The sequence below is a fragment of the Reyranella massiliensis 521 genome (genome assembly GCF_000312425.1).
GTDB lineage: Bacteria > Pseudomonadota > Alphaproteobacteria > Reyranellales > Reyranellaceae > Reyranella > Reyranella massiliensis.
This window is the reverse complement of record NZ_HE997181.1, coordinates 5554118-5578916: the sequence shown is the minus strand read 5'-3', so window position 1 is coordinate 5578916 and position 24799 is coordinate 5554118. Positions and strand designations below refer to the sequence as shown.

General features: G+C 65.6%; 25 protein-coding genes. 9 read left to right on the top strand and 16 right to left on the bottom strand.

Going from position 1 to position 24799, the window contains the following annotated elements:
* Window positions 1–3: 3 nt before the first annotated feature.
* The 5 genes from BN60_RS29305 (at window position 4) to BN60_RS27235 (ending at window position 3023) form a co-directional block, all read left to right on the top strand.
* Window positions 4–1098 (top strand): tetratricopeptide repeat protein, encoded by a 1095-nt coding sequence (locus tag BN60_RS29305; RefSeq protein ID WP_020699364.1) that lies wholly within the window; start codon window positions 4–6, stop codon window positions 1096–1098.
* 106 nt (window positions 1099–1204) lie between these two features.
* A complete protein-coding gene (locus BN60_RS27245; protein WP_148283535.1) occupies window positions 1205–1426 on the top strand; it encodes a hypothetical protein in 222 nt (73 codons plus the stop codon).
* Window positions 1423–1869, top strand: a complete 447-nt coding sequence (locus BN60_RS27240; RefSeq protein ID WP_020699362.1) for a hypothetical protein — start codon at window positions 1423–1425, stop codon at window positions 1867–1869. Before BN60_RS27245 ends, BN60_RS27240 begins: the two co-directional genes overlap by 4 nt.
* Window positions 1870–1878: 9 nt before the next feature.
* Window positions 1879–2031 carry a hypothetical protein gene (locus tag BN60_RS31100; RefSeq protein ID WP_020699361.1) on the top strand — a complete coding sequence of 51 codons (153 nt, stop codon included), beginning with the start codon at window positions 1879–1881 and terminating at the stop codon, window positions 2029–2031.
* Window positions 2032–2138: 107 nt separating this feature from the next.
* Window positions 2139–3023 (top strand): hypothetical protein, encoded by an 885-nt coding sequence (locus BN60_RS27235; RefSeq protein ID WP_020699360.1) that lies wholly within the window; start codon window positions 2139–2141, stop codon window positions 3021–3023.
* A gap of 1 nt (window position 3024) precedes the next feature.
* On the opposite strand, the gene BN60_RS27230 is transcribed toward BN60_RS27235, so the two are convergent.
* The 6 genes from BN60_RS27230 to BN60_RS30630 are packed head-to-tail and all read right to left on the bottom strand — an operon-like array spanning window position 3025 to window position 10882.
* Window positions 3025–3708: a response regulator transcription factor gene (locus BN60_RS27230; RefSeq protein ID WP_020699359.1), complete on the bottom strand. Its 684-nt coding sequence runs from the start codon at window positions 3706–3708 to the stop codon at window positions 3025–3027.
* Complete coding sequence (locus BN60_RS27225; protein ID WP_020699358.1) at window positions 3698–6373, bottom strand: sensor histidine kinase; 2676 nt, start codon at window positions 6371–6373, stop codon at window positions 3698–3700. The genes BN60_RS27230 and BN60_RS27225 overlap by 11 nt, the downstream gene beginning before the upstream one ends.
* A gap of 15 nt (window positions 6374–6388) precedes the next feature.
* Window positions 6389–6979: a potassium-transporting ATPase subunit KdpC gene (kdpC, locus tag BN60_RS27220; protein ID WP_020699357.1), complete on the bottom strand. Its 591-nt coding sequence runs from the start codon at window positions 6977–6979 to the stop codon at window positions 6389–6391.
* Window positions 6980–7003: 24 nt separating this feature from the next.
* Window positions 7004–9052, bottom strand: a complete 2049-nt coding sequence (gene kdpB / locus BN60_RS27215) for a potassium-transporting ATPase subunit KdpB (protein WP_020699356.1) — start codon at window positions 9050–9052, stop codon at window positions 7004–7006.
* An 11-nt stretch (window positions 9053–9063) separates the two neighbouring features.
* Window positions 9064–10773, bottom strand: coding sequence for a potassium-transporting ATPase subunit KdpA (gene kdpA, locus BN60_RS27210; protein ID WP_020699355.1), 1710 nt, complete (start codon window positions 10771–10773; stop codon window positions 9064–9066).
* 19 nt (window positions 10774–10792) lie between these two features.
* Window positions 10793–10882 (bottom strand): potassium-transporting ATPase subunit F, encoded by a 90-nt coding sequence (locus BN60_RS30630; protein ID WP_020699354.1) that lies wholly within the window; start codon window positions 10880–10882, stop codon window positions 10793–10795.
* A 303-nt stretch (window positions 10883–11185) separates the two neighbouring features.
* Between BN60_RS30630 and BN60_RS31095 the strand changes: the two genes are divergently transcribed.
* Window positions 11186–12028, top strand: a complete 843-nt coding sequence (locus BN60_RS31095) for a TorF family putative porin (protein WP_177324873.1) — start codon at window positions 11186–11188, stop codon at window positions 12026–12028.
* Here the strand turns inward: BN60_RS31095 and BN60_RS29300 are convergent.
* From BN60_RS29300 to BN60_RS27170, 6 genes are all read right to left on the bottom strand, one after another.
* Window positions 12025–12522: a class I SAM-dependent methyltransferase gene (locus BN60_RS29300; RefSeq protein ID WP_020699352.1), complete on the bottom strand. Its 498-nt coding sequence runs from the start codon at window positions 12520–12522 to the stop codon at window positions 12025–12027. The two genes, BN60_RS31095 and BN60_RS29300, sit on opposite strands and share 4 nt — an antisense overlap.
* Before the next feature lie 14 nt (window positions 12523–12536).
* Window positions 12537–12836 (bottom strand): cytochrome o ubiquinol oxidase subunit IV, encoded by a 300-nt coding sequence (gene cyoD, locus BN60_RS27190; protein ID WP_020699351.1) that lies wholly within the window; start codon window positions 12834–12836, stop codon window positions 12537–12539.
* Window positions 12836–13435 carry a cytochrome o ubiquinol oxidase subunit III gene (gene cyoC, locus BN60_RS27185; RefSeq protein ID WP_020699350.1) on the bottom strand — a complete coding sequence of 200 codons (600 nt, stop codon included), beginning with the start codon at window positions 13433–13435 and terminating at the stop codon, window positions 12836–12838. The genes cyoD and cyoC overlap by 1 nt, the downstream gene beginning before the upstream one ends.
* Window positions 13432–15405 (bottom strand): cytochrome o ubiquinol oxidase subunit I, encoded by a 1974-nt coding sequence (gene cyoB / locus BN60_RS27180; protein ID WP_020699349.1) that lies wholly within the window; start codon window positions 15403–15405, stop codon window positions 13432–13434. The genes cyoC and cyoB overlap by 4 nt, the downstream gene beginning before the upstream one ends.
* A 4-nt stretch (window positions 15406–15409) precedes the next feature.
* Window positions 15410–16285, bottom strand: a complete 876-nt coding sequence (gene cyoA, locus BN60_RS27175) for a ubiquinol oxidase subunit II (protein ID WP_020699348.1) — start codon at window positions 16283–16285, stop codon at window positions 15410–15412.
* A 144-nt stretch (window positions 16286–16429) separates the two neighbouring features.
* Complete coding sequence (locus BN60_RS27170) at window positions 16430–16816, bottom strand: hypothetical protein (RefSeq protein WP_020699347.1); 387 nt, start codon at window positions 16814–16816, stop codon at window positions 16430–16432.
* 194 nt (window positions 16817–17010) lie between these two features.
* On the opposite strand from BN60_RS27170, the gene BN60_RS27165 reads away from it, so the two are divergent.
* A complete protein-coding gene (locus tag BN60_RS27165; RefSeq protein ID WP_020699346.1) occupies window positions 17011–18180 on the top strand; it encodes an acetyl-CoA acetyltransferase in 1170 nt (389 codons plus the stop codon).
* A 5-nt stretch (window positions 18181–18185) separates the two neighbouring features.
* Window positions 18186–19133 carry a hypothetical protein gene (locus BN60_RS27160; RefSeq protein WP_020699345.1) on the top strand — a complete coding sequence of 316 codons (948 nt, stop codon included), beginning with the start codon at window positions 18186–18188 and terminating at the stop codon, window positions 19131–19133.
* On the opposite strand, the gene BN60_RS27155 is transcribed toward BN60_RS27160, so the two are convergent.
* Window positions 19130–19927, bottom strand: coding sequence for an SDR family oxidoreductase (locus BN60_RS27155; RefSeq protein ID WP_020699344.1), 798 nt, complete (start codon window positions 19925–19927; stop codon window positions 19130–19132). The genes BN60_RS27160 and BN60_RS27155 overlap by 4 nt on opposite strands.
* 71 nt (window positions 19928–19998) lie before the next feature.
* Entirely contained in the window at window positions 19999–20427 is a 429-nt protein-coding gene (locus BN60_RS27150) for a VOC family protein (protein WP_020699343.1), read from the bottom strand.
* A 67-nt stretch (window positions 20428–20494) separates the two neighbouring features.
* Here BN60_RS27150 and BN60_RS27145 point away from each other — a divergent pair, with 67 nt between their 5' ends.
* Window positions 20495–21133, top strand: a complete 639-nt coding sequence (locus BN60_RS27145) for a TetR/AcrR family transcriptional regulator (protein WP_020699342.1) — start codon at window positions 20495–20497, stop codon at window positions 21131–21133.
* Here the strand turns inward: BN60_RS27145 and xdhB are convergent.
* Window positions 21078–23384, bottom strand: a complete 2307-nt coding sequence (gene xdhB / locus BN60_RS27140) for a xanthine dehydrogenase molybdopterin binding subunit (protein ID WP_020699341.1) — start codon at window positions 23382–23384, stop codon at window positions 21078–21080. The two genes, BN60_RS27145 and xdhB, sit on opposite strands and share 56 nt — an antisense overlap.
* The gene (xdhA, locus tag BN60_RS27135; RefSeq protein WP_020699340.1) at window positions 23381–24763 is read right to left on the bottom strand and encodes a xanthine dehydrogenase small subunit; all 1383 of its coding nucleotides are present in this window, start codon (window positions 24761–24763) and stop codon (window positions 23381–23383) included. The genes xdhB and xdhA overlap by 4 nt, the downstream gene beginning before the upstream one ends.
* Window positions 24764–24799: the final 36 nt, after the last annotated feature.

Sequence of the window (24799 nt, the reverse complement as noted above, 5' to 3'; positions counted from 1 at the left end):
TCGATGCCTGTTCGCGCCTCCATTACGCCTCTCAGCGAACCCGGCCACGCGCTGCTGCGTGTGACCGAGCTCGATGCTGCACCCGACGGCCTGACCATCTCGATCCAGCGCCAGCAGGGGCCGGACTCGCATCTGGCCGACGATGGCTGGCGGCGCACCGAAACCTGGCTGATGCCCGATCAGGTGAGACGCCGTGGCGAGGTGCTGGAGTTCCATCTCGGGCCGGAGATCTGCGATCGCCTGGCCGGCGTTGCGACCGTCCGCCTGCGCGTTCGCGAACCCGATATCGGCGTCGTCGGCACCACCGTGGTCGCCTGGCCGGCGATGTTGACGTCGGGCGCCGCCGATGGCTCGAACCCGTTTGCCGACGACATCGTACGCTTGCGCCGCGCGCGCGAACGGGCTGCCCCCGAGCCCGAGCCCGTACCGGAACCGCCACCCGCCGTCGAACCGCCCCCGCCCCGGCCGAGGCCGGAACTGCGCGCCGCGCGCGATCCAATGGCCGACTTGACAAAGCGCCGAGGCGGCACGGGCTGGATGGTGGCAACGGCGATCCTGCTGATCCTGATCGGCGGCGGCTACTACGCCTGGACCAACCACTTCGACAAACCCGAACAGGCCGTCGCCGCAACGCCGCCACCAACGGCTTCGCCGACACCGCTCGCCAGCGCCGAGCCGCCGAAGAAGTCCGTGCGCGAAACCGTGGCGGAGTATCTCGCGACCAAACCGCAGCCCGACGCGATGCTGGCCAAGGGCCGCGAGTTCGCCAAGGACGGCAACATGGCAGCATCCTTCCTGGTGTTCCGTCAGGCCGCGGAGCAAGGCAACGCCGCTGCCCAGGTCGAGCTGGCGTCCTTCTACGATCCGACGATGCAGACCAAGGCCGGCTTCCCGCATGACGGTACGCTGGCGGCCAGCTGGTACGAGCGTGCCGCGCTGGCCGGCGTCGCGGAGGCCCAGCGCAAACTCGGCCTGCTGTTCGCCAAAGGCGGTGCGGGCCTCACCGCCGATACCGCCAAGGCCAAGAGCTGGCTGCAGCAAGCGGCTGCCCAGAACGACGCCGACGCCAAGAAGGCCCTCGACTCCCTGCCGAAATAGGCATCTCCCGACCTATATGCCGCGGCTATGCCGCGGCCCTTTCCGGCGCCTCGATTTCATACGGACCGCACTCCTACATGGTTGGTCGTCCAGGAGACGCCGACCCATGTCCGCCGTCAGATCAATGACCCGGGGCACCACCATCGCCGCAATCGCCCTCATGGCGGCGGCAACCCCGTCTTCAAGCCAAGAACCCGTCCCTGCCGATGTCGGCGTCACGGCCATCCCGGCCGCCGAGCCGAAGCAGATGCGGCTCGCCTGCCGCCGCTACTTCGGCTGCGTGCCGGCGCCCCTGCACGTCTTCCGTCTCGAAAAGGAAAACCAATGACCGCCGTTGCCGTCGCTTCCGTCGTTTCGTCCGAGAGTCTGGTCGACCGCGTGATGGCGGTCGCCGACCTGCCCCCGTCGGCCCATGTCGCCGTCATCGGCCATCGCACCCTCTCCGTCGTTCTCGCCCTGATGCATCGCGGTTGCGCCGGCGTGCGCAGCCTGCGGCCGGGGACTGTCTCGCCCGACCGCGAAGCCGCCGACCTTGCCTGGATCGTCGATGTCGCCAACGAAGACGAGCTCCACGATGCTCTGCAAGCCGCGCGCAACCGTACCGGCGCGACGGGCCGTGTGATCGTCGAGGGTGCCGATTGCCCCTGCGCCAACGGCCTCTCCGCCATTCGCGCGCATGCCCTTGCCGCCGGGCTCGACGTCGTTTCCTTCGATCATCTGGCCCGACGTCTGGTCCTCGCCCCCGTTCAGTCTGCGCGCCTGGCTGCCTAGGAGCCAACCATGTTCGATATCGTCACGTACGCCCGCGGCTCGATGGCGGCACTTCCGACGTCCTGTCGGTTCGGCGAGGTCGGCGAGGCCATCGGCGGCACCGAACGGGCGACCGTGCTTGGCTTTGCGGCGTCGCAGCCCCACCAGCCCCGCGCCGCCTGACGGCCCCTTCGGCCTCGTCGCCCCCGACATAGCAGTGGTGTTTCACCGTCCGTGCACTTACCGTTCGCGAAGGATCTGTCAAAGATCCGCTATCGAGGGGAGATATCATGAGGTTCAAACTGCTCGGCCGTGCAGCGGCCATCGCGATTGCCGGTCTCGCCGGTCTCGCCATGCTTCAATCGGGGACGGCATCGGCACAGGCCGGGATCGACAATAGCGCATTGTCCTCACCCACCTTCCGCGAGCACAAGCGCACCTTCGGACTGGTCTACACCCTGCCGAAGGAAGTGAACGATCTCCTCGCCCTCACGATCGGCGGCCTGCTGCGCGAGAAGCTGCTGAACGCCAACCTCATCGACGAGGCGCTGCGCTTCAATATTCCGCACGTCACCGTGCTGCATATTCACAATCCCGATCCGACGACGCCGGAAAAGATGCTGAAGGCCATGCCCAAGCTGCCGCCGGCGCTCAACCTGAAGCTCAAGACCTTCTACACGACGGAAGCAGCCAAGGGCGCTGGCCATCCCTGGTGGCTCGATCTCGGCATCGTCAAGGAGGGCCCGAGCTTCGAAGCGATGATGGCCTTCAACACCATCGCCACGACGGCCCTCACGCCACTGCGCGACGGTCCGCTGCCCCGCGTCACCGGACCCGTCTATGGCGTCATGGGCGATGCCGGCAAAGAACTCGTGCGGACAGTCGGCGTCAGCGGCGTGAACACCGTGAAGGACGGCAAGGAACTGCGCCCGCACAATCCGCACAACACGCTGGTCTACTCGATGGCCAAGTTCACGCCCGAGATCCAGGCCGCGTTCAACCAGACGGCTGCGGAGTTCAATCAGATCCTGCCGGACGGCATCCCCACTACGTTCAAGACGGTATCGATCGTCGAACTGGGCTTCGCCGGCAATGTGCTGCGCGAGATCTATCGCATCAGCCTGGAGGACGGAGCCGTGCTCAACGTCGCCACGGGCGCCGTGATCAAGAAGTAGCTCAGACCAGCCGATACCCCACGCCCGGCTCGGTCAGCACGTGCCGGGGCGAGGCCGGATCGGCCTCGATCTTCTGGCGGAGCTGCCGGATATAGACACGCAGGTACTGCGGATCGACCGATTCGTCGTGCCAGACCTCGCGCAGCAGATGGCGGTGCGTCAGCACCTTGCCGGCATGAATCGCGAGCTGCTCGAGGATATCGTACTCCTTGGGCGAGAGCTTGACGGCGCCGCCACCGCGCTCGACCTGGCGGCGCACCAGATCGACTTTCAGATCGTCGCTGGCGAAGGTTCGTTCCGCGCCCTGCTCCTGCAGGCGGTGCCGCAGCGCCGCACGGATGCGCGCCATCAACTCCTCGGCGCCAAACGGCTTGGTGACATAATCGTCGGCGCCGGAATCGAGTGCAGCCACCTTGGCCGCCTCGTCGCCTCGACTCGACAGAACCACGATCGGCACGTGGGCCAGACCGCGGAGGCGAGCGATCAGTTCGAGGCCGTCGACGTCCGGCAAGCCGAGGTCGAGCAGGACGAGATCCGGCCGGTGATGCCGCATGGCCGACAGGGCTTCGGCGCCGTTTGCCGCTTCCACGATGCGATGGTCGTGCGCCGACAGCGTCGTGCGCAGCAGGCGACGGATCGGCGGCTCGTCGTCGACGATCAGGATGGTGGCGCCGTCAGCGGCCATGTCGGGTCACCGGGTAACTCACCAAGAACTCCGCGCCGCTGCGGTCCGCTCGATTGCGCGCCGTGAGCGTGCCGCCCATCGCCTCGACGAACCCCCGGGCAATGGCAAGCCCGAGGCCGGTACCGGCGCGGCGGCGATCGCCAGCGTCAGCCCGATAGAATTTCTCGAAGATGCGGTCAAGATCGCTCTCGGCGATGCCCGGCCCCTCGTCGCGCACGACGATTTCAACCCGATCGCCCTCCTGTCGCGCCACGACTTCGATGCCTCCACCGGCTGGCGAATACTTGGCGGCATTGTCGAGCAGGTTGAACAGAACCTGTTCGGCCAGCACGAAATCGAGCTGCAAGGCCGGCAGCCCCTGGGGAACGGTGCTCGAAACCGTGTGGCCCTCCACCAGTGGCGCGGCCCGGCGCAGGGTCGTTGAGACGAGGTCGCCGACCTCCACCGCCTCGCGTTTTGGGGCAATCGCACCGGCATCGAGGCGCGTCATGTCCAGCAGGTTGCCGACGAAGCGGTCCAGCCGCTCGGCCTCGGCCTGGGCCGTTGCGAGCAGCTCCCGGCGCGTGCCGGCGTCGTAGCGTTCGCCATAGCTCAGCAGGCTGGAGAGCGACCCGATGATAGAGGCGAGCGGGGTTCGTAGATCGTGCGACACCGACGTCAGCATCGCCGACCGCAGCCGCTCGCGCTCCGCGCCGAGGCGGGCCTGGTCGATATCCTCGGCAAGAATCACGCGCTCGATGGCGACGGCCGCCTGGTTGCCCACGGCCTCCAGCAAACGACGATCGCCCGCGGACAGTTCGCGACCTTCCTTGTTGGGCAGCACGCCTATTGCCGCGATGGCCGACCGGCTGGTGCGGAAGGGTACGAACAGCCAGCGCCCGCCCGGCAGAGTATCGGTGCCGCGCCCGGCCGGGCGGTCGGCATCCCACGACCAGCGGGCGGCCGCGACATCCGCTTCGCTCACCTCGCTGTCCGGCGGAAATGCCGCCTTGGTCGCCAGCCTGCCATCTTCCGGCATGAGCACGACGATCTCGGCTTTGAGCAAACGCGCGAGATGCGTGACCACGATCCACAGAAGATCGTAGAGGTCAACGACACCGACGATCTTGCGGCTGAAGGCATAGAGTTCCGCCGTGGTCCGCGCTTCACGTCGTGCCGATTCCGTCTGGATTCGCGTCCGCGCCGCAAGAGCGCTCGCCGTCGCCGCCACCACCATGAAGAAGAACAGCGCCAGCACGTTGGCGGGATCGGTGATCGTGAACTGGTAGAGCGGCGGCAGGAAGAAGAAGTTGAAGCAGAGGACGCTCAGGCCCGATACCCAGAGCGAGGGCACCAGCCCGTGTCGTGCCGCCGCAACCAGCACCGGCACGACATAGATCAAGGAAATGTTGGGCAACTCGATCAGCCGGTCGATCAACACGCCCGTTGCCGTCGCCGCGGCCGTCGACAGGATTCCCTCGACATAAGGTCCCGGCGTTTTTGGCACGTCGCGCAGCCAGTCCTTGGCCTCGGTCGCTTGCTCAGCCTCGGCCGAAGGGGCCACCTCGACGGCGAGGCCCGAGCCCGACCGCACCAGCTCGTCGACGACGGATCCATGCCGCAACTCGAACCAGCGGGAGCGCCGCGACTTGCCGACGACCACACGCGTCGCATTCCTCGAACGCGCGAAGGCGACCACTTCCTCGACGACCGACCGGCCGGGCACGGTCACGACCTCGGCGCCGAGCTGGGCCGCCAGCCGCATCGCCTCGGTAAGCCGAGCGTGTTCCTTCTCGCTCAGCGTGGCGTGGCGGTCGGTCTCGACATAGAGCGCGATCAGCTCGGCATCGAGGGCTTCGGCGCTGCGCTTGGCGGCACGCACGGCATTGGCAGAGCCCTGCCCCGGATCGAGGCAGACGATCACCCGTTCGCCCGCAGCCCAAGGGCCGGTAATGGCATGCTCGCGCATGTAGCTGCGCATCTGCTCGTCCACCCGTAGGGCAGTGCGGCGAAGCGCCAGCTCGCGCAGCGCCGTCAGATTGCCGGGCGAGAAGTAGTGGCGCAGGGCACGCTGCGCCTGATCGCGGACATAGACCTTGCCCTCGGCCAGGCGCGCGATCAGATCGGCTGGCGTGAGGTCGATCAGTTCGACTTCATCGGCGGCGTCGACCACGCGGTCGGGTACCGTTTCGCGCACGCGGATACGGGTGATGCGCGCCACGACATCGTTCAGGCTTTCGATATGCTGAACGTTCAGGGTCGAATAGACATCGATGCCCGCCGTCAGCAGCTCCTCGACATCGAGATAGCGCTTGGGATGGCGGCTCCCCTCGGCATTGGTATGCGCAAGCTCGTCGACCAGGACCAGCGCCGGCCGACGTTTCAGGATGGCATCGAGGTCCATTTCCTGGAAGGTGCGACCGCGATACTTGACTGTTCGGCGCGGCACGACCTCGAGGTCCGCGAGCTGGGCCTCGGTCTCGCTGCGGCCGTGCGTCTCCACGACGCCGACCACGACATCGACGCCCTCGCGTCGTCGGCGATGGGCCGCCGAGAGCATCTCGTAGGTCTTGCCGACGCCGGGCGCGGCGCCGAGGAAGATCTTGAGTTTGCCGCGCGATTCCTTCTCCGCGGCTTTCAGCAGCGCGTCGGGAGAGGGGCGGGCGTCGTCAGCGACCTGGGCCATGGGGCCCGATCATTGTCACCGCTTGACCTGCGCGTCGAGCGCCAGGTTGAGTTGCAGGACATTGACCCTGGGCTCGCCCAGCAGGCCATACATGCGGCCCTCGGTATGCTGCGCCACGAGGCGCTGGACATCGGCCTCCGGCAGGTTGCGGGCCTTGGCGACCCTCACCACCTGCCAGGCCGCCGCCGCCGGCGAGATATGCGGATCGAGGCCGCTGCCCGAAGTCGTTACCAGGTCGACCGGCACGCCCTTGCCGAGCTTGTCGGCATCCTCCTTGACGCGGTCGATCAGCGCCTTGGACGTGGGTCCCAGGTTGGAGCCCGACGAGCTCGCGGCATTGTAAGGGGCCGATACGGTCTTGGTCGCGTCGGCTGGATCGGCATCCAGGGTCGCCGACGGCCGGCCATGGAAGTAGCCTTCGCCGGTGAAGTTCTGCCCGATCAGTTTCGACCCGACGACTTTGCCGTCGCGCTCGATCAGCGAGCCGTTTGCCTGGCCGGGGAAGATCGCCCCCGTAAGGCTCACCATGGCCAGCGGATAGAGCAGGCCCAGCAGGACGGTCATCAGAAGAAGCGTCGCGATCGACGCACGGAAATGACGAAGCATGGTTCTCTCCTTGGCGCGGGCCGGCTAGGCGAGGCCGGCAGCGGCGACGACGATGTCGATCAGCTTGATGCCCACGAAGGGCACGATCAGGCCGCCGATGCCGTAGATCAGAAGGTTGCGGCGCAGCAGCGCGGCCGCGCCGCTCGGCCGGTACTGCACGCCGCGCAAGGCGAGCGGGATCAAGGCAATGATGATCAACGCATTGAAGATGATGGCCGACAGGATGGCGCTTTCCGGCGTGGCCAGCCCCATCACGTTCAGCACGCCGAGCTGCGGGTAGAAAGCGAGGAACATCGCCGGGATGATGGCGAAGTACTTCGCCACGTCGTTGGCGATGGAGAAGGTCGTGAGCGCGCCGCGCGTCATCAGGAGCTGCTTGCCGATGGCCACGATCTCGATGAGCTTGGTCGGGTCGCTGTCGAGATCGACCATGTTGCCGGCCTCGCGCGCGGCATTGGTGCCGGTCTGCATGGCGACGCCGACATCGGCCTGGGCCAGTGCGGGCGCATCGTTGATACCGTCGCCGCACATCGCCACCAGCTTGCCCTTGCCCTGCTCCTCGCGGATCAGGCGCAGCTTGGCCTCGGGCGTGGCCTGAGCGAGAAAGTCGTCGACGCCGGCCTCGGCCGCGATCGCCGCCGCCGTCTGCGGATTGTCGCCGGTGATCATCACGGTGCGGATGCCCATGCTGCGCAACTCGGCGAAGCGTTCGCGGATGCCGCCTTTGACGATGTCCTTCAGGTAGACGACGCCGAGTATCTGACCGTTGCGCGACACGGCGAGCGGCGTGCCGCCCTCTTTGCCGATATAGGTCGCGATGCGGTTCACCTCCTCGGTCGGCGGCGTGACGCCGAGCGAACGCGCATGCTCGATCACCGCATCGACAGCACCCTTGCGGATCACCGCGCCTTCATGATCGACGCCGCTCATGCGGGTCTGAGCGGTAAAAGGCACGAAGCTGGCATGCAGTTCCGCCACCTCGACGCCGCGCAGCCCATGCTTCTCCTTGGCCAGCACGACGATGGAGCGGCCCTCCGGCGTTTCGTCGGCCAGGCTGGCGAGCTGGGCGACGCGCGCCACCTCGTCCTCGTTGACGCCGCTCACCGGGATGAACTGCGTGGCGTGACGGTTGCCGAGCGTGATGGTGCCGGTCTTGTCGAGCAGCAGCGTATCGACATCGCCCGCCGCCTCAACGGCGCGGCCCGAGGTCGCCAGCACGTTGAAGCGGACAAGCCGGTTCATGCCGGCAATACCGATGGCCGACAGCAGCGCGCCGATTGTCGTGGGGATCAGGGTCACGAACAGGGCGATCAGCACAACGACCGAAACGGCACCGCCGGCATAGGTGGCGAAGCTCGGGATGGTGACGACCGCGAGGACGAAGATCAGGGTCAGGCCGGCCAGCAGGACGGACAGCGCCAGCTCGTTGGGCGTCTTCTGGCGCGAAGCGCCTTCGACCAGGGCGATCATGCGGTCGAGGAAGCTCGATCCTTGCTCGGCCGTGATCCGCACCTTGATGCTGTCCGACAGCACGCGCGTGCCGCCGGTCACCGCCGAACGGTCGCCGCCGGCCTCGCGAATGACGGGCGCCGATTCGCCCGTGATTGCAGACTCGTCGATGGTCGCCACGCCCTCGATGATCTCGCCGTCGCCCGGCACCAGGTCGCCGGCTTCGACCAGCACCTTGTCGCCGACCTTCAGCGTGTGGGCGCGGCGCGGCTCGAACATGTCGCCGACGCCCAGCAACACCTTCGCCATGGTCTCGCTGCGCATGCGGCGCAAGGTATCGGCCTGCGCCTTGCCCCGCCCCTCGGCCACCGCCTCCGCGAAAGTAGCGAAGAGGACGGTGATCCAAAGCCAGATCACGATCTGGACCTCGAAGCCGGTACGTGGCGAACCGACGATCAGATCGCGCACGGTCAGCACGGTCGCGGCCAGCGCCACCAGCTCGACGGTGAACATCACCGGATTGCGGGCGAGCGCGCGGGGGTCGAGCTTGGTGAAGCTCGCGATCAGCGCAGGCTTGAGAATCGCCGCGTCGAACAGGGACGGCGACTTGTCTTTCTTGCTCATGATGACGCCTCTTAGAACAACGTGCCGGCCAGCATCGCGAAGTGCTCGGCGATCGGTCCGAGCGCCAGGGCCGGCAGGAAAGTGAGACCACCCACGATCAGGATCGCGCCGACCAGCAGGCCGACGAACAGACCGCCGTGAGTTGGGAAGGTACCGGCCGACGCGGCAGTCTTGCGTTTGGCGGCGAGCGAGCCTGCGACGGCGAGCATCGGCACGATCACGGCGAAGCGTCCGACCATCATCGCGATGGCGATGGTGCCGTTGTAGAAGACCGTGTTGGCCGAGAGCCCGCCGAAGGCGCTGCCGTTGTTCGCGGCGCCCGAGGTGTAGGCATAGAAGATCTCGCTGAAGCCGTGCGGGCCGGCGTTGGCCGGGCCGGCAAGCCCCACCGGCAGGACACTGGCCAAAGCCGTGAAGCCTAGGATGACGAGCGGCAGGCAGAGGATGGCCAGCATGGTCATCTTGACTTCGCGCACCTCGATCTTCTTGCCGACATACTCCGGCGTGCGGCCGACCATGAGGCCCGCCAGGAAGATGGCCAGGATGGCGAAGAGCAATACGCCGTAGAGGCCGGCGCCGACGCCGCCGATGATGATCTCGCCCAGCAGCATGTTGATCAGCGGGATCATGCCGCCGAGCGGCATGAAACTGTCGTGCATGGCGTTCACGGCGCCGCACGAGGCAGCAGTGGTGACCACGGCGAAGAGAGCAGACAGCGGCGCGCCGAAGCGCACCTCCTTGCCCTCCATGTTGCCAGCGGCATTGTCGACGCCCAACGCTGCGATCAGCGGATTGCCGCCGGCCTCCGCCCAGTAGGCCACGGAGATGCCCACCAGGAACAGCGTGCCCATGGCTGCGAAGATCGCCCAGCCCTGACGCTCGTCACCCACCGCGCGGCCGAAGACGTTCGTCATCGCCGCGCCGATCACGAAGATCGACAGCATCTGCACCAGGTTCGAGAAGGCCGTCGGATTCTCGTAGGGATGCGCGGAGTTGGCATTGAAGAAGCCGCCGCCATTGGTGCCCAGCATCTTGATGGCGAGCTGCGAGGCGACCGGGCCCTGCGCGATGGTCTGCTTGGCGCCCTCCAGGGTCGTCGCCTCGACATAGGAGGAGAGATTCTGCGGCACGCCCTGCCAGACATAGAAGAGGGTAAGTAGAATGCAGGCCGGCAGCAGCACGTAGAGCGTAACCCTCACGAGGTCCGCCCAGAAGTTGCCCAGAGTTTTCGATTCAGCCCGCGCGAAGCCGCGGATGAAGGCGGTGGCGAGCGCAATGCCTGTAGCCGCACTCAGGAAGTTCTGCACCGACAGCCCGGCCATCTGCGAGAGATAGCTCATAGTGCTCTCGCCGCCGTAGCTCTGCCAGTTGGTGTTGGTAAGGAAGCTCGCCGTCGTATTGCCTGCAAGGTCCGGCGGCACCGACGCCATGCCCTGCGGGTTGAGGGGTAGAAGGTCCTGCAGGCGCAGCAGCAGGTAAAGGAAGGTAAAACCCACGACGTGGAAGACGATCATGGCGCGGGCATAGACCCACCAGCTCTGCTCCTCCTTCGGGTCTATGCCTGCCAGGCGATAGAAGCCACGCTCGACCGGCAGCAGCACGGGCGAGAGAAAGGTGCGCCGCCCTGCCATGACATTGTCGAGGTAGCCGCCGAGCGGTCGCGTGAACAGCAGCAGAAGCGCGACGAAGAGCGCGATCTGCGCCCAGCCGTTGATGGTCATTGCAGCCTCAGAACTTTCCCTAGAACTTTTCCGGGCGCGCCAGCGCGACGGTCAAATAGACGAGCAGGATCGCGGCGAGGCCGCCGCCCAGGACGTAATCGAGAATCATGACGCGTCCTCAGATCCGGTTGCAGAGACGCTCGTAAGCGATCAGCAGGCAGAACAGCACAAGGCCGCCGCCGAAAAACAGAACGTCCAACATGGAACTCTCCTTCGGCCGGATAGAAGGAGTAGGACGCGTAGGATTTCGAGCCGAAGGAAGCCCCGGCAATATAGGAAAAGCATAGGAATTTCACGGCCGGGCCGGGCGTGGGCCGCATTGCCTATGAAATTCCTACGGCCCGATCGCGCCATCGACATGGATTTCCTAGGCCCGCCCCGCGTCTTTTGCGCCCCGCAACAAGGGGAGACGATGATGTTCAGGAAATCGGCAAGTCTGGCGGTAGCGATGCTCGCACTGCTGGGGTCCACTGCCGCTTATGCTCAAGGCACGCCGAACCCGGTGGCGCCCGCGGCGCCGGATACGCCGCCCGAGAAAGAAACCTGGAAAGGCCCGTTCGGCGGAACCTTCACCGCAGGCTTCGCCTTCCTCAACGACTATTCCTATCGCGGCATCTCACAGACCCAGCGACAGGTCGCCGTCCAGGCCTCCTTCGGATACGAAACCGCCCCCGTCTCCGAAAAGGTCCCGCTGTCGGCCTATGTCAGCGCCTGGGGGTCCAACATCAACTTCCCCAACACCGGCGCCTCCGTCGAAATCGACCTCAATGCCGGCCTCCGCCTAAAAGCCCTCGACGACAAGCTCACCTTCGACCTCGGCTATATCCGCTACAACTATCTCGGCGCCCCCGCCGACCTCTACTTCGACTTCAACGAGTTCGGCCTCGTCGCCGGATACGATTTCGGCGTCGCCCAGCTCCAGGCCGCCGTCCGATACAGCCCCAACTTCTTCGCAAACTCCGGCAACGCCTGGTACAAGTGGGCACAAGTCACCGTTCCCCTGCCCTTCATCCGCGTCAACGAGAACATCGCCTTCAAGATCATCGGCAGCATCGGCAACCAGTATGTCGAGCGCTTCCCCAACTACGGCATCCCCAACGACAACTACTGGGACTGGCAGGCCGGCGTCGTCGTCAACGTCTACGGCTTCGACCTCTCCGCCGTCTACACAGGCACAAACCTCTCCGTCCAGGACTGCCTCGGCACCCAGAACTGCGCCTCCCGCGTCATCGTCGGCATCTCAAAGTCATTCTAGGCGGCAGAGATGTGAATCAGGCGCGCAGCCGTTCCGGTTCCTTTCCGGACGACCGCGTTTGAAAAGCCGCCCACCTCCAGCCGCACCGCCGTTTCCTTTGCGATGCGCTCGACCTGGGCGACTGTCGGTGGCTCGAAGATCAAATGAAGGCGGCCACGCGGCGCGAGAACAGTCCGGACAATCGCCAGTTCCCGCGCCGCGTCCCGCCAGAACAGATTCACGTTGATGGCGAAGACCTTGTCGAAACGCTGCGAACCGAAGGTCATGTCGGCCAGCGCCATCGCGGCGAACGTCGCTTTGCCCTCTCTCTCGGGGTCCTGATTACGCCGACGGGCGGCTGCGATCATCGTCGCGGAGCGGTCGATCGCCAGGATCGTGCCGCTGGTCAATCCTTCGCAGACGGCGGCAACGGCCACCCCTTGCCCGCATCCGATTTCGAGGAGCCGATCCGACGGCTTCGGTGCGATGCTTTCCAGCGCCCAGCCGATACGCAAGGGCCGCGCAGAGGTCAGGTCATCATCCGCTGATGCAGATCGAACATGATCCAGAAGCTGCCGCCCACCATGATGAAGATCAGCAGTGCGGTGAAGACCAGCGCCAGTAGGTTCTCCTTGGGCGTGGTCGTGAAATTGAGATGCAGGAAGAAGCGCAGGTGGACGAGCACCTGCAGCACGGCGGCGATGCCGATGATCAACAGCGTGCGTTGCGGCGGCAGCGCGTGTGTGGCGACCAGCCAGAACGGGATGACGCTCAGAACGACGGCGAGCACAAAGCCGATCAGGTAGTTGCGGAGCCCATGGCGTTCCATCAGAGCAGTCCCGGCAGATAGACGATCGAGAAGATCCCGACCCAGGCGATATCGAGGAAATGCCAGAAGAGGCCAAGCCGGTAGAGCCGCGAGGCCACGGGCGCAGTGAGTCCCTTCAGCATCACCTGGGCCGACAGGATCACAATCCACAGCAGGCCCATGGTGACATGGACGCCGTGCGTGCCGACCAGGGTGAAGAAGGCCGAGAGGAAACCGCTGCGATCCGGCCCGGCGCCCTTGGCGATCATGCCGGCGAACTCCCTCACCTCGAGGAAGACGAAACCCGCCCCCAACAGGAACGTGACGGCGAGCCAGCCGATCACCGCGCTGCGATTGCCCGTCCGCACCGAGAGGCTCGCAAAGCCGAAGGTCGTGCTGGAGACCAGCAGCAGCACCGTTTCGAGCGCGGCGTTGTTCAGGTCGAAGAGGTCCTTGCCTGTCGGCCCGCCGGCCGTGCCGGGGATCATGATCGCGTAGGTCGCGAACAGGAGGGCGAAGATCACGGCATCGCCCATCAGGTAGAGCCAGAAACCGAGGGCGCGCTGCTCCCGGGTTTCGGTCTCTTCCCGTTCGTGCTCGCTCATGTGCGCGACACTCATGCCCGGCCTCCGAGCTCGCGGAAGCGCTCATCCTCCATGCGCTTCACCTCGCCGGCCGACAGGGTGAACTCGGCATTGTCGTCGGACGAGCGAGCAATCACCGTGACGAACATCGCGATCGCCGAGACGATCACCAGCCACCAGATATGCCAGACGACGGCAAAGCCCAGCACGAAGGCGAAGCCGCCCAGGATCACGCCCGCCGGCGTATTCGAGGGGATGCGGATCGGCGCGTAGGAAGCCGGCCGCCGATAGGCCGTGCCGTTCTTCTTCGCCTCGAGGAAGGGTTCGCGATCGCCGACCGTCGGAATCACCGCGAAGTTGTAGGGCGGCGGCGGCGAGGAGGTCGACCATTCGAGGGTACGCCCGTCGAACGGATCGCCCGTCCGGTCCGCGTTGAGCTTGCGGTCGCGGATTGAGACGTAGAGCTGCATCACCATCGACGCGATGCCGCACAGCACGACGACGGCGCCCAGCGCGGCGACCATCAGGTAAGGCTGCCACGTCGGGTCATTGTAGGTCTCCATGCGGCGCGGCATGCCCTTCAGGCCGAGGAGATAGAGCGGCATGAAGGCCAGGTAGAAGCCGATCAGCCAGCACCAGAAGGAAGCAAGCCCCCAGCCGCGGTTGAGCTCGAACCCGAAGGCCTTGGGAAACCAGAACATGTAGCCCGCGAGATAGCCGAACAGCACGCCGGGGATGATCATGTTGTGGAAGTGAGCGACCAGGAAGGTCGTGTTGTGCATCAGGAAGTCGGCCGGCGGAATGGCGAGCAGAACGCCGGTCATGCCGCCGATCACGAAGGTCACGATGAAGCCGATGCTCCACATCATCGACGGGTGGAAGTCGATGCGGCCGCGATACATGGTGAGCAGCCAGTTGAAGACCTTCACGCCCGTGGGCACCGCGATGATCATGGTCGTCACGCCGAAGAAGGCGTTGACGTTGGCGCTGGAGCCCATGGTGAAGAAATGGTGCAGCCAGACGGTGAAGGACAGGATCGCGATCGCCGCCGTGGCATAGACCAGCGACTCGTAGCCGAACAGGCGCTTGCGCGAGAAGGTCGACACGACCTCGGAGAAGATGCCGAACGCAGGCAGGATCAGGATGTAGACCTCCGGATGCCCCCAGATCCAGAAGAGGTTGGCGTAGTTCATCATGTTGCCGCCATGCGCATTCGTGAAGAAATGCATGCCGGCGAGGCGGTCGAGGGCGAGCAGGCCGCAGGCCACGGTGATAGCTGGGAAGGCAAAGGCCATCAGCACAGAGGCGCAGAGCGCGGTCCAGGTGAACGGTGTCATGCGCATCAGGGTCATGCCCGGCGCGCGCCGCTTCAGGATCGTGACGACGAAGTTGATGCCCGACATCGTCGATCCGACGCCACTGATCAGGATGGCCCAGATCCAGTAATCGACGCCGACGCCGGGATTGTACTCGATGCCCGAATAGGGCGGGTAGCCGGTCCAGCCTGCCGTCGAGAATTTACCAATCACCAGCGAGACCATGACGAGGCCCGCGCCCGCCGCGCTCAGCCACAGGCTGACCGCGTTCAGCCACGGGAATGCCACGTCGCGGGTGCCGATCTGCAGCGGCATGATCAGGTTGATCAACCCGGTCATGAACGGCATCGCCATGAAGAAGATCATGATCGTGCCGTGCGAGCTGAAGATCTGGTCGAAATGCTCGGGCGGCAGGTAGCCGCCGGCATCGAGCGCCATCGCCTGCTGGGCGCGCATCATGATGGCGTCGACGAAGCCGCGCAGCAGCATGATCAGCGCCAGCACGATGTACATGATGCCGATACGCTTGTGGTCGACGCTGGTCAGCCACTCGCTCCAGAGATACTTCCAAGCCTTGAGCCAAGTCAGCACGATGGCCACCAGCAGCGCGCCGCCCACGGTGACCGCCGCCCCGCCGGCTGCGATCGCGCTGTAGAGCGGCAGGGCTTCGATCGTCAGTTTGCCGAACATGCCGCTATCTCCGGGCCGGAACGTTGGTGCCCTGCCCCTGGCTCTGGGTATGGGCGTGGCCGCTGTGCCGGTACTTGGCGATGATCTGGTCGTAGAGACCGGGCTCGACCGCCGAATAGTAGGTGATGGGAACGGCGCGGCTCTTGGCCGCCTGCGCCGGATAGGTTTGCGCGTCGAGGCGGCCCGGCGCCTCTTTGGCCTTCGCGACCCAGGCGTCGAAATCGCCCTGACTTAGCGACACCACCTCGAAATGCTGATCCGAATAGCCGCCGCCCGAATACTGGCTGTTACGGCCGACGAACTTGCCGGGCTGGTCGGCCAGGAGCTGCAGCCGCGTCTGCATGCCGGCCATGGCGTAGATCTGGCCGGCGAGCTGCGGGACGTAGAAGGAGTTCATCACCGTGTCGGAGGTAATCCGCAGGCTCAACGGCCGCCCCGCCGGGAAAGCGAGCTGGTTCACCACGGCGATGCCCTGTTCGGGATAGATGAACAGCCACTTCCAGTCCTGCGCCACGACCTGCACTTCGATCGCCGGACCGGCATTCTCAATCGGACGGTAAGGATCGAGCTTGTAGGTGCTGCGCCACAGCAGCACGCCGAGGGAGATGACGATAATGGCCGGAATCGACCAGACGAACGCGTCGATCTTGACCGAATTGGACCAGGTCGGTGTGTACTGTGCGCTGGTGTTGGAGGCCCGATAACGCCAGGCGAACCACAAGGTCAGGATGATGACCGGGACGATCACGATCATCATCACGCAGAAGGCATCGAAGAGGAGGTCGCGCTCGGCGAGCGCAATCGGCCCCTTGGGATCGAGAACGGCGGCGCGCTTCAGATCGCATGCACCGGCCAGCAGAGCCATGCTGACGGCCAGCATCGCTCCGCGCCAATTGATTCCCCTGAGCTTCAAGCTCCCCCACTCGGCTTATTAACCTATCCGAGCAGATTGAAGCTCGCTTTCGTGATGAGCAACGATTTCTTTTGCTGATCTGACGTCAGGTCTGCTCGTCAGGCAGGTTCGTCACGTCTTCTGGCCGCCGGGCGGCACAGGCGTCGAGGCTGGTGGCGTCTTACCTTGCGGGTCCTTCGCCGTGCAGACATCGGCGCGCAGACGATCCTTGAGGACTGCGATCTGCTCCTCGATCTGCTTGTTGGCCGCCTTCTGCTTCTCGATCTGATCCTCGAGCGCCTTCACCTGTGCGGCATCGGGTCCCGGAGGCGCGGGAGGCGCCGGCGGTGCGGGAAGCTGCACCGCCACGTTCACGATCGGACGATAGAAAAGGTACCAGCCGAGGCCGAGACCGAAGGCCAGGAGGAAGAAGCCACCCAGCAGGCCGCCCAGAATCCACGGCCAACGCGCCGCCGGACGTTCCGGTTGGGGAGTGGGTGACGGATTGGTGTCTGCCATATTGCAGTTGGGCTCCGGATGCGAGCTTCAGTCAATACCCGCCGCGCGGCGAAAATGGGGCGTCGCGAAGACCTCCTTGCGCAGACCGTTTCGCTATATAAGTGTATATGCACTTACCTGACATCCCGAGCCGCCCCTCGACCTGACTTGAGGCGGCGTCTAGGGTCACGGCAACTGAGCAAAGGAGAGTTCCCATGACGGCCTGTATCGTCGGTTGGTCCCACGGCAAGTTCGGCAAGCTCGACGGCGAGACCAGCGAATCGCTGATCGTAAAGGCCGCGAGCGACGCCATCGCCCATGCCGGGATCGAGCCCAGGGACGTCGACGTCATCTACGTCGGCAACATGAACGGCGGCTTCGTGCGCCAGGAGTTCCACTCCTCGCTGCCGCTGCAGGCCCATCCCGACCTGCGCTTCAAGCCCAGCACCCGCGTCGAGAATGCCTGCGCCACCGGATCGGCCGCCATCCACATGGGGCTGAACACGCTCGCAGCCGGCAAGGCGCGCTTCGTGCTGGTAGTCGGTGTCGAGAAGATGACCGAACTGAATTCCGCCCAGGCCGGCGACGTCCTGATCAAGGCGTCGTATGTCGCCGAGGAAGCGAACATCGAGGCAGGCTTTGCCGGCATCTTCGGCAAGATCACCTCGACCTACTTCCAGCGCTACGGCGACAAGTCGGACGCGCTCGCCAAGATCGCGGTCAAGGCCCACAAGAACGGCGCCAAGAATCCCTTCGCGCATTTCCAGAAGGAGTTCGCCTACGACTTCTGCCGCACGCCGTCGGACAAGAACCCGTTCGTCGCCGGTCCGCTGAAGCGCACGGACTGCTCGCCCGTCACCGATGGCGCCGCGGCCGTAGTGCTGACCGACGTCGGCACCGCGCTGGGGATGAAACAGGCGATCGCCTTCCGCGCCGCCGAGCACGTCAATGACTTCCTGCCGATGAGCAAGCGCGACATCATCAAGTTCGAAGGCCCGCAGCGCGCCTGGCAGCAGGCATTGAAGTCGGCGCATCTCGACCTGCTCGATCTCTCCTTCGTCGAAAGCCACGACTGCTTCACCTCGGCCGAGCTGATCGAGTACGAAGCGATGGGCCTCACCGCACCGGGCGAAGGCGAGCGGGCGATTCACGAAGGCTGGGTCGAGCGCGACGGCAAGCTGCCGGTCAACGTCTCGGGCGGCCTCAAGGCCAAGGGCCATCCGGTCGGCGCGACGGGCGTCAGCATGCACGTGATGTCGGCCATGCAGCTCTCGGGAACGGCGCCGGAAGGCATGCAGCTGCCGAAGGCCAAGCTCGGCGGCGTGTTCAACATGGGCGGCGCAGCCGTCGCCAACTATGTGAGCATCCTCGAACCGCTGCGCTAGCCCGCGTGCGCCCCGTCGACCGTCCCGAAAGCGACGCCATCCTGGGGGCCATGCGCCAGGTGGCGTTGGCCGGCGGTCACGCCATCAGCCACGCCGACACGGCGAGCATTCTCGCAGCAGGTCGTTACCTGCTGCGCCGATACGATCTCACCGATATCGGGGCCTTGCCCGCGGTCGAGCCGGCCGATTTGGCCCGGCTGCTGAAGGACCGCGATTTGGCGCACGAGGCACTGCGCTATCTCGCCATCATGGTGATGGTCGACGGCACACTCGATCCGGAGAAGCTCAAGTCGGTACTGGCCTATGCGCGGGCGCTCGACATCGAGGAGGCCTATCTGACGCAGATGGTCGAGGCAGCGTCGGGCCACATGGCCTGGGCGATCGCCGACATGACGATGCGCAATGCCGAAAGCGTCGTCAGCGGGCCATGGGGCACCCGTCCCGATCCGGTGGAATGGATCCTGCCCTACAAAGGCGACAAGGCCGACCCGGCCCTGGTCGCGCGCTACGAGGCGCTGGGCAAGCTACCGCAGAACACGTTCGGCAAGGCGCTCTGGGACTTCGACAAGAACAACGGCTACCCGTTCCCCGGCGACCCGGGCGCGCTCAACTCGGGCTTCGCCACACCGCACGACGCCACCCACATCATTTCAGGCTATGACACGAGCTACCGCGGCGAGATCCTGGTCTCGACCTTCACCGCGGCGATGCATCCGATCAATCCCATGGCCGGCCACATCCTGCCGGTCATCTTCAACGGCCATCTCGGCGTCAGGTTCAACGACGTCGCCACGCCGGCCAGAGGCGGCTTCGACCCGAACGAGTTCTGGCATGCCTGGGCACGTGGCCACGACATGACCATCGACCTCTTCGCCCCAGACTGGAACGTCTGGGATTGGATCGAGCAGGATCTCGAGAAACTGCGCCGCGACTGGAACGTCGCGCCGGCCTAGACGACCGGGCTCGCGCCGCCGTCGACGTTGATGGCGACGCCGGTGATGAAGGAGCCGGCGTCGGAGCAGAGGAAGCAGGCCATGCGCGCGAATTCCTCGGCCTTGCCCATGCGGCCGATCGGGATACGGCCCTTGGCCATGCCGGCCAGGAACTCCTCGTAGGTCTTGCCCTCGCCCGCGGCGGTCTTGTGGCGGCGTTCCCACTGATCGCTCTCGATCAGGCCGACCAGCATCGCGTTCACGAGGATATTGTCCTTTGCATTCTCCTGGGAGAGGGCCTTGGTGAGCGCCAGGCCCGCCGCGCGGCTGACGCTGGTCGGCGTCGAGTTGGCCGTCGGTGCCTTGGCGCCGATGTTCAGCACGTTGACGATGCGGCCCCACTTGCGCTCGCGCATGCCGGGCAGCGCATGGCGGATCATGCGGATGGCGGCGAACAGCTTGAGGTCGAGATCGCCTTGCCAATCCTCATCGGTCACCGTGTCGAACGGCTTGGCGTGGCTGATGCCGGCATTGTTGACCACGATGTCGACCTTGCCGAACTCGGCCTCGATCTTCTTCCAGGTCTCGGCGATGGGTGCCGCCTTGGAGACGTCGCACGAATAGGCCTCGATCTTGATGTTGGCCTTGCCCGCGGCTTTGGCCACTTCGGCCTTGGCCTTGGCGAGCACGTCGGCCTTGCGCGCCAGCAACGCCACCGACGCGCCCGACGCCGCGAATTCCTTGGCCATGGCGAGGCCGAGCCCTGTGCTCGCCCCGGTGATCACGGCCACGCGGCCATCCATCCGTACGTCCATCTCGACCTCCCGATTGCAAAAGCGGCCGCCACCTTATCGTCGATGGCGCGGGAGTCGAGATGCAGGCAGCCTTATCGCGGCAACGATTCCGCCTCGTAGAGCTTGGCGTACTCGGCGCTGGGCGGAATCGGCTTGATGACGTCGATGGCAATGCCGTTCGGATCTTCGGTGATGAAGTGCCGCTGGCCGAAAGGTTCGTCCCGCAGGGTGAGATGGATCTTGAGGCCGGCTGCCTGTGCTTTCGCAAACTCGGCATCGACGTCGGCGACTTCGAGGTTCACCAGCAGACCGGATGCCTTCTTGCCGCGAAACGCCACCGGGATGGTTTCGTGGCGGCAATCAAGGATCGCGAGGTTGGGTCTGGCCTGACCATCGCCGACGAGATGGACATACCAGTCACTCTCGAAGACACGGCGCAGCCCAAAGTGGTGCTCCCAGAAGGCAACCGTGCCGGCCACATCGTCGGTGCAAAGCACGGTGTAAAACTCGTTGAGTTGCATTGCTCTCTCCATGGTTGCGGTTTACATACAATCTGTATGTTCATGAAGTTAGATACAGGATGTATGTATGTCAAGACCCCGGATCTCGTCCCGTACTCAGGCCGAGCGGCTGGCCGCGACTCGCGCCGCCCTCCTCAAGGAAGCACGGGCGATCTTTGCGACCGCCGGCTACGAAGCGGCGGCAACCGAGGAGATCGTGAAGCGGGCTAAGGTGACGCGCGGCGCGCTCTATCATCACTTCAGGGACAAGCGTGATCTCTTCGAGGCTGTCGTCGAAGAGGTGGCGCGCGGGATCGCCACGATGATCGACGACACCGCTGTGCCCGCTCGCACTCCGTTGGAAACGCTGGTCGAGGGCATGCGCGCCTTCCTCGATGCCTGTCTCGATCCGGCGGTCCGGCGCATCTACCTGATCGACGCGCCCGCCGTTCTGGGCTGGCACCGTTGGCGCGAAATCGACGCGCCACATGGCGTGCGCTCCCTGCGCGAGGGTATTGCCGCGGTACTGGAGGAGCGGCCCGATCCGGCGCTGGCTATCGAGCCTCTCACCTTCCTGCTCTCCGGCGCCTCCAACGAAGCCGCTCTCTGGGTCGCGGAGGCGAAAGACGAAAAAGCAGCACGACGCGCCATGGACCGCGCGCTCGGCGAACTCATCGAGCGACTGTTCGCGCCCTCTCGATCGCCGCGAGCACGCGCTCGGGTGTAGCCGGCGCATCGAGACGTACCGGCGCGCGGCGATTCGTGGCGGCGCCGATTGCATCCTTGAGTGCCGTCCACACGGCGGTCGCCAGCATCAATGGCGGCTCGCCCACCGCCTTGGAACGGAAGATCGTCGCCTCGCGCGACGGCGCATCGGCAAGCATCTTCACATTGAAGACAGGCGGCACGTCGCGGCTGCCGGGGATCTTGTAGGTCGACGGTCCCACTGTCTTGAGACGGCCCTTGGCGTCCCACCACAATTCCTCGCAGGTGAGCCACCCCTGCCCTTGCACGAAAGCACCTTCGATCTGGCCGAGGTCGATCGCCGGATTGAGCGACTCGCCGCAATCCTGCACGAGGTCGACACGCAGCACGCGGCTCTCGCCGGTCAGCGTGTCGATCGCCACCTCGGCCATGGCCGCGCCGAAGGAGAAATAGAAGAACGGCCGGCCGCGCATCGCCACGGGATCCCAGTGGATCTTGGGCGTCTTGTAGAAGCCAGTGGAGGAAAGCGAAACACGCCCCAGCCAGCAGAGCTTTGCCAGCTCGCCGAAAGTCAGCACCTGATTGCTACCGGGCTTGGCGATGCGGACATTGCCATCGGCGAACTCGATGTCGTCTTGCGCGACGCCGAAATGCTCCGCGGCGAAGGCCGTCATGCGCTGCTTGATCGTGTTGGCCGCTTCCCAGGCCGCCCAGCCATTGAGATCGGAGCCCGTCGAAGCCGCCGTCGGTGACGTGTTGGGAACTTCGGCGGTCGACGTTGCGCTCGGCCGGATACGGTCGATATCCACCTTGAACACCTCGGCCACGACCTGCGCCACCTTGATGAAGAGGCCCTGCCCCATCTCGGTACCGCCATGGTTCAGGCGGATGGAGCCGTCGGTGTAGACATGAACCAGCGCCCCCGCCTGGTTCATGTGCGGCAGATTGAAGGAGATGCCGAACTTCAGGGGGAACAGCCCGAGCCCGCGCTTCAACACCGGATGGCCGGTATTGAACGCATCGACCTCGGCGCGCCGCCGTTCCAACGCACCGCCTGTCTTCACTTCGGCCCAACAGCGCAACAGATGGTTCTCGTCGACCTTCTGGCCGTAGGGCGTCTCGTCCTTCCCTTCGGCGTAGAAGTTGAGCGCGCGGACGTCGTTGGGATTACGCGCCAGTCGATGGGCAATGCGGTCCAGCGCATCCTCCATCACCACGACGCCCTGCGGACCACCGAAGCCCCGGAAGGCTGTGTTGGACTGCCTGTTGGTGCGGCAGGCATAGCCGACGGCGCGGAAATGCGGGATCCAGTAGGCGTTGTCGGTATGCGTGAGCGCCCGCGCCACGACGCCCGGCGTGAGATCGAGGCTCCAGCCGGCATCGGCCGCCAGCTCGGCATCGAGCGCCAGCACCCGACCCTCGTTGTCGAAGCCCACCGTGTAGCGGTAATCGAAGCCGTGCCGCTTGCCGGTGGCGATCATGTCGATCTCGCGCGGCAGGCGAAGCTTCACCGGCCGGCGGGTGTGGTTGGCCGCAAGCGCCGCAGCACCCGCCACCCACGAGGCGTTGCTTTCCTTGCCGCCGAAGCCGCCACCGAGACGGCGCACGACGGCGGTGATGCGATTGAAGTCGCAGCCCAGCAGGCGCGCGCAGATGTGCTGCACTTCCGTCGGATGCTGGGTCGAGGAATGCACGACGATGTCGCCATCCTCGCCCGGTAGGGCAAAGGCGATCTGGCCCTCGAGGTAGAAATGCTCCTGCCCGCCGACGCTGAACTCGGCGGTCAGCCGATGCGGCGCACGTTGCAGGGTGCCCTCTGGATCGCCTCGCAACAACGTGGCTGGCGCCTGGACATAGGCCTTTTTCGCGAGCGCCGTCGCGATATCGAGGATGGGCTCTTCCTCCTCGATCTCGACCACAGCGCGCTCGACGGCTGCCCGCGCGGCATCGAGGCTCTCGGCGACGATCAGCGCCAACGGCTGGCCGGCATAGTCGACACGATTCACTGCGAACAGCGGCTCACCTTGACCGACCGCTGCGACATCGTTCGTACCGGGAATGTCGCCCGCCGCCAGCACCGCGCTCACACCGGGCGATATCGCCGCCGCCGCGAGGTCGAGCTTCTTCAGCCGACCGCAGGCCACTGTGCTCAGCACCAGCGCGCCGTGCAGCGTGCCGGGGGGCTCGGGCATGTCGTCGATATAGAGCGCCTGTCCGGTGACGTGCTTCAACGCACTGTCGTGGCGCTGTGCAGTTCCGACCTTGGCGTTCACAGGGCTTCGAGCTCCAACACACGCGCCGGCTCGGCAATGCGGAGCTCCAGCCGGCGCAGCAGATTGGCCGCGACCTGAAGACGGTAGCTGGCCGTGCCGCGCCAATCGCTGAGTGGCTGGAAGTCGTTGGCGACCGCTGCGATGGCCGCCGCGAAACCTTCCGCCTTCAAGGCCGCCTCGACATGCGTTGCCCGCTTTGGCGTCGCCGCCATGCCGCCGAAGCCGACACGGGCGTCCTCGATCCGGCCGTCCTTGATCCGCAGACGGTAAGCCGCGGCGACGGTCGAAATATCCTGGTCGCGCCGCTTGCTCACCTTGTCGCAGAAGAAGACTTCACCCGGCCACAGGCGCGGCATCGACAGGCTCTGGATCACCTCGTCGGGCGCCAGCGCCGTCTTGCGGTAGCCGACAAAGAACTCTTCGAGGGGCAGGTCGCGAGCGCCGCGGCCCGACACCAGTCTGACGCTGGCCTCCAGCGCGATCAGAACAGGCGGCATGTCGCCGATGGGCGAGGCGTTGCCGACATTGCCGCCGAGGGTACCGAGATTCCGGATCTGCCGCGAACCCAGCCGCGAGAGATAGGGACGCAAGGCCGGAAAGGCCTCGATCAGCGTCGGCGCGGCCTCGGTGTAGGTGACGGCTGCGCCGATCGTGATCTTCTCGTCGTCGGCAGCTATTCCCTTCAGCTCGGCGACATGCGCGAGATGGATGATGGTGGACGGCGGCTTGCGGGCCCGGCTGGCGTCGAGCCCCAGGTCGGTGCCGCCGGCCAGCAGTCTCGCGCCGGGATACATGCTGCGCAGCGTCAGCAACTCGTCGAGCGAGCGCGGTGCGAAGAAGACGCCATCGATTGCAGCCGATGCCGGGCGCACTGCCGGAGCCGGCGGCGGATCGATCGCGAGCCCGACAACGCGGCCCATGGCCTCCACGATCGGTCGATAGCCTGTGCACCGGCAGAGATTGCCTGCCAGCGCTTCATGAACCGTATCGGCCTCGGCTTTCTCGCCCCCAGCGGCGAAGGCATAGGCCGACATGACGAAACCCGGCGTACAGAAGCCGCACTGGGTGGCGTCTGCTTCCGCCATCGCGACCTGCACCGGGTGGGCGCCCCCATCGACGCCGCACAGGCCCTCGACCGTGCGCACAGACAGTCCGTCGACCTGGCCCAACAGGGCGATGCAGGAATTCACGGCCTCGCGCCGCCCATCCTCGCGCTCCAGGACGACGGTGCAGGCGCCGCAGTCGCCCTCCGCACAGCCCTCCTTGGTGCCGCGCAGCCCGCGACGGTCGCGCAGCCAGTCGAGCAGGGTCGTCATCGGTGAGATGCCCGTAATCTCGACCGGCTGATCATTGAGGGTGAAGCTTAATCGGTCCGCCATGCGAATAAGGATGCAAGCTGTTGCGCCTACGTCAAT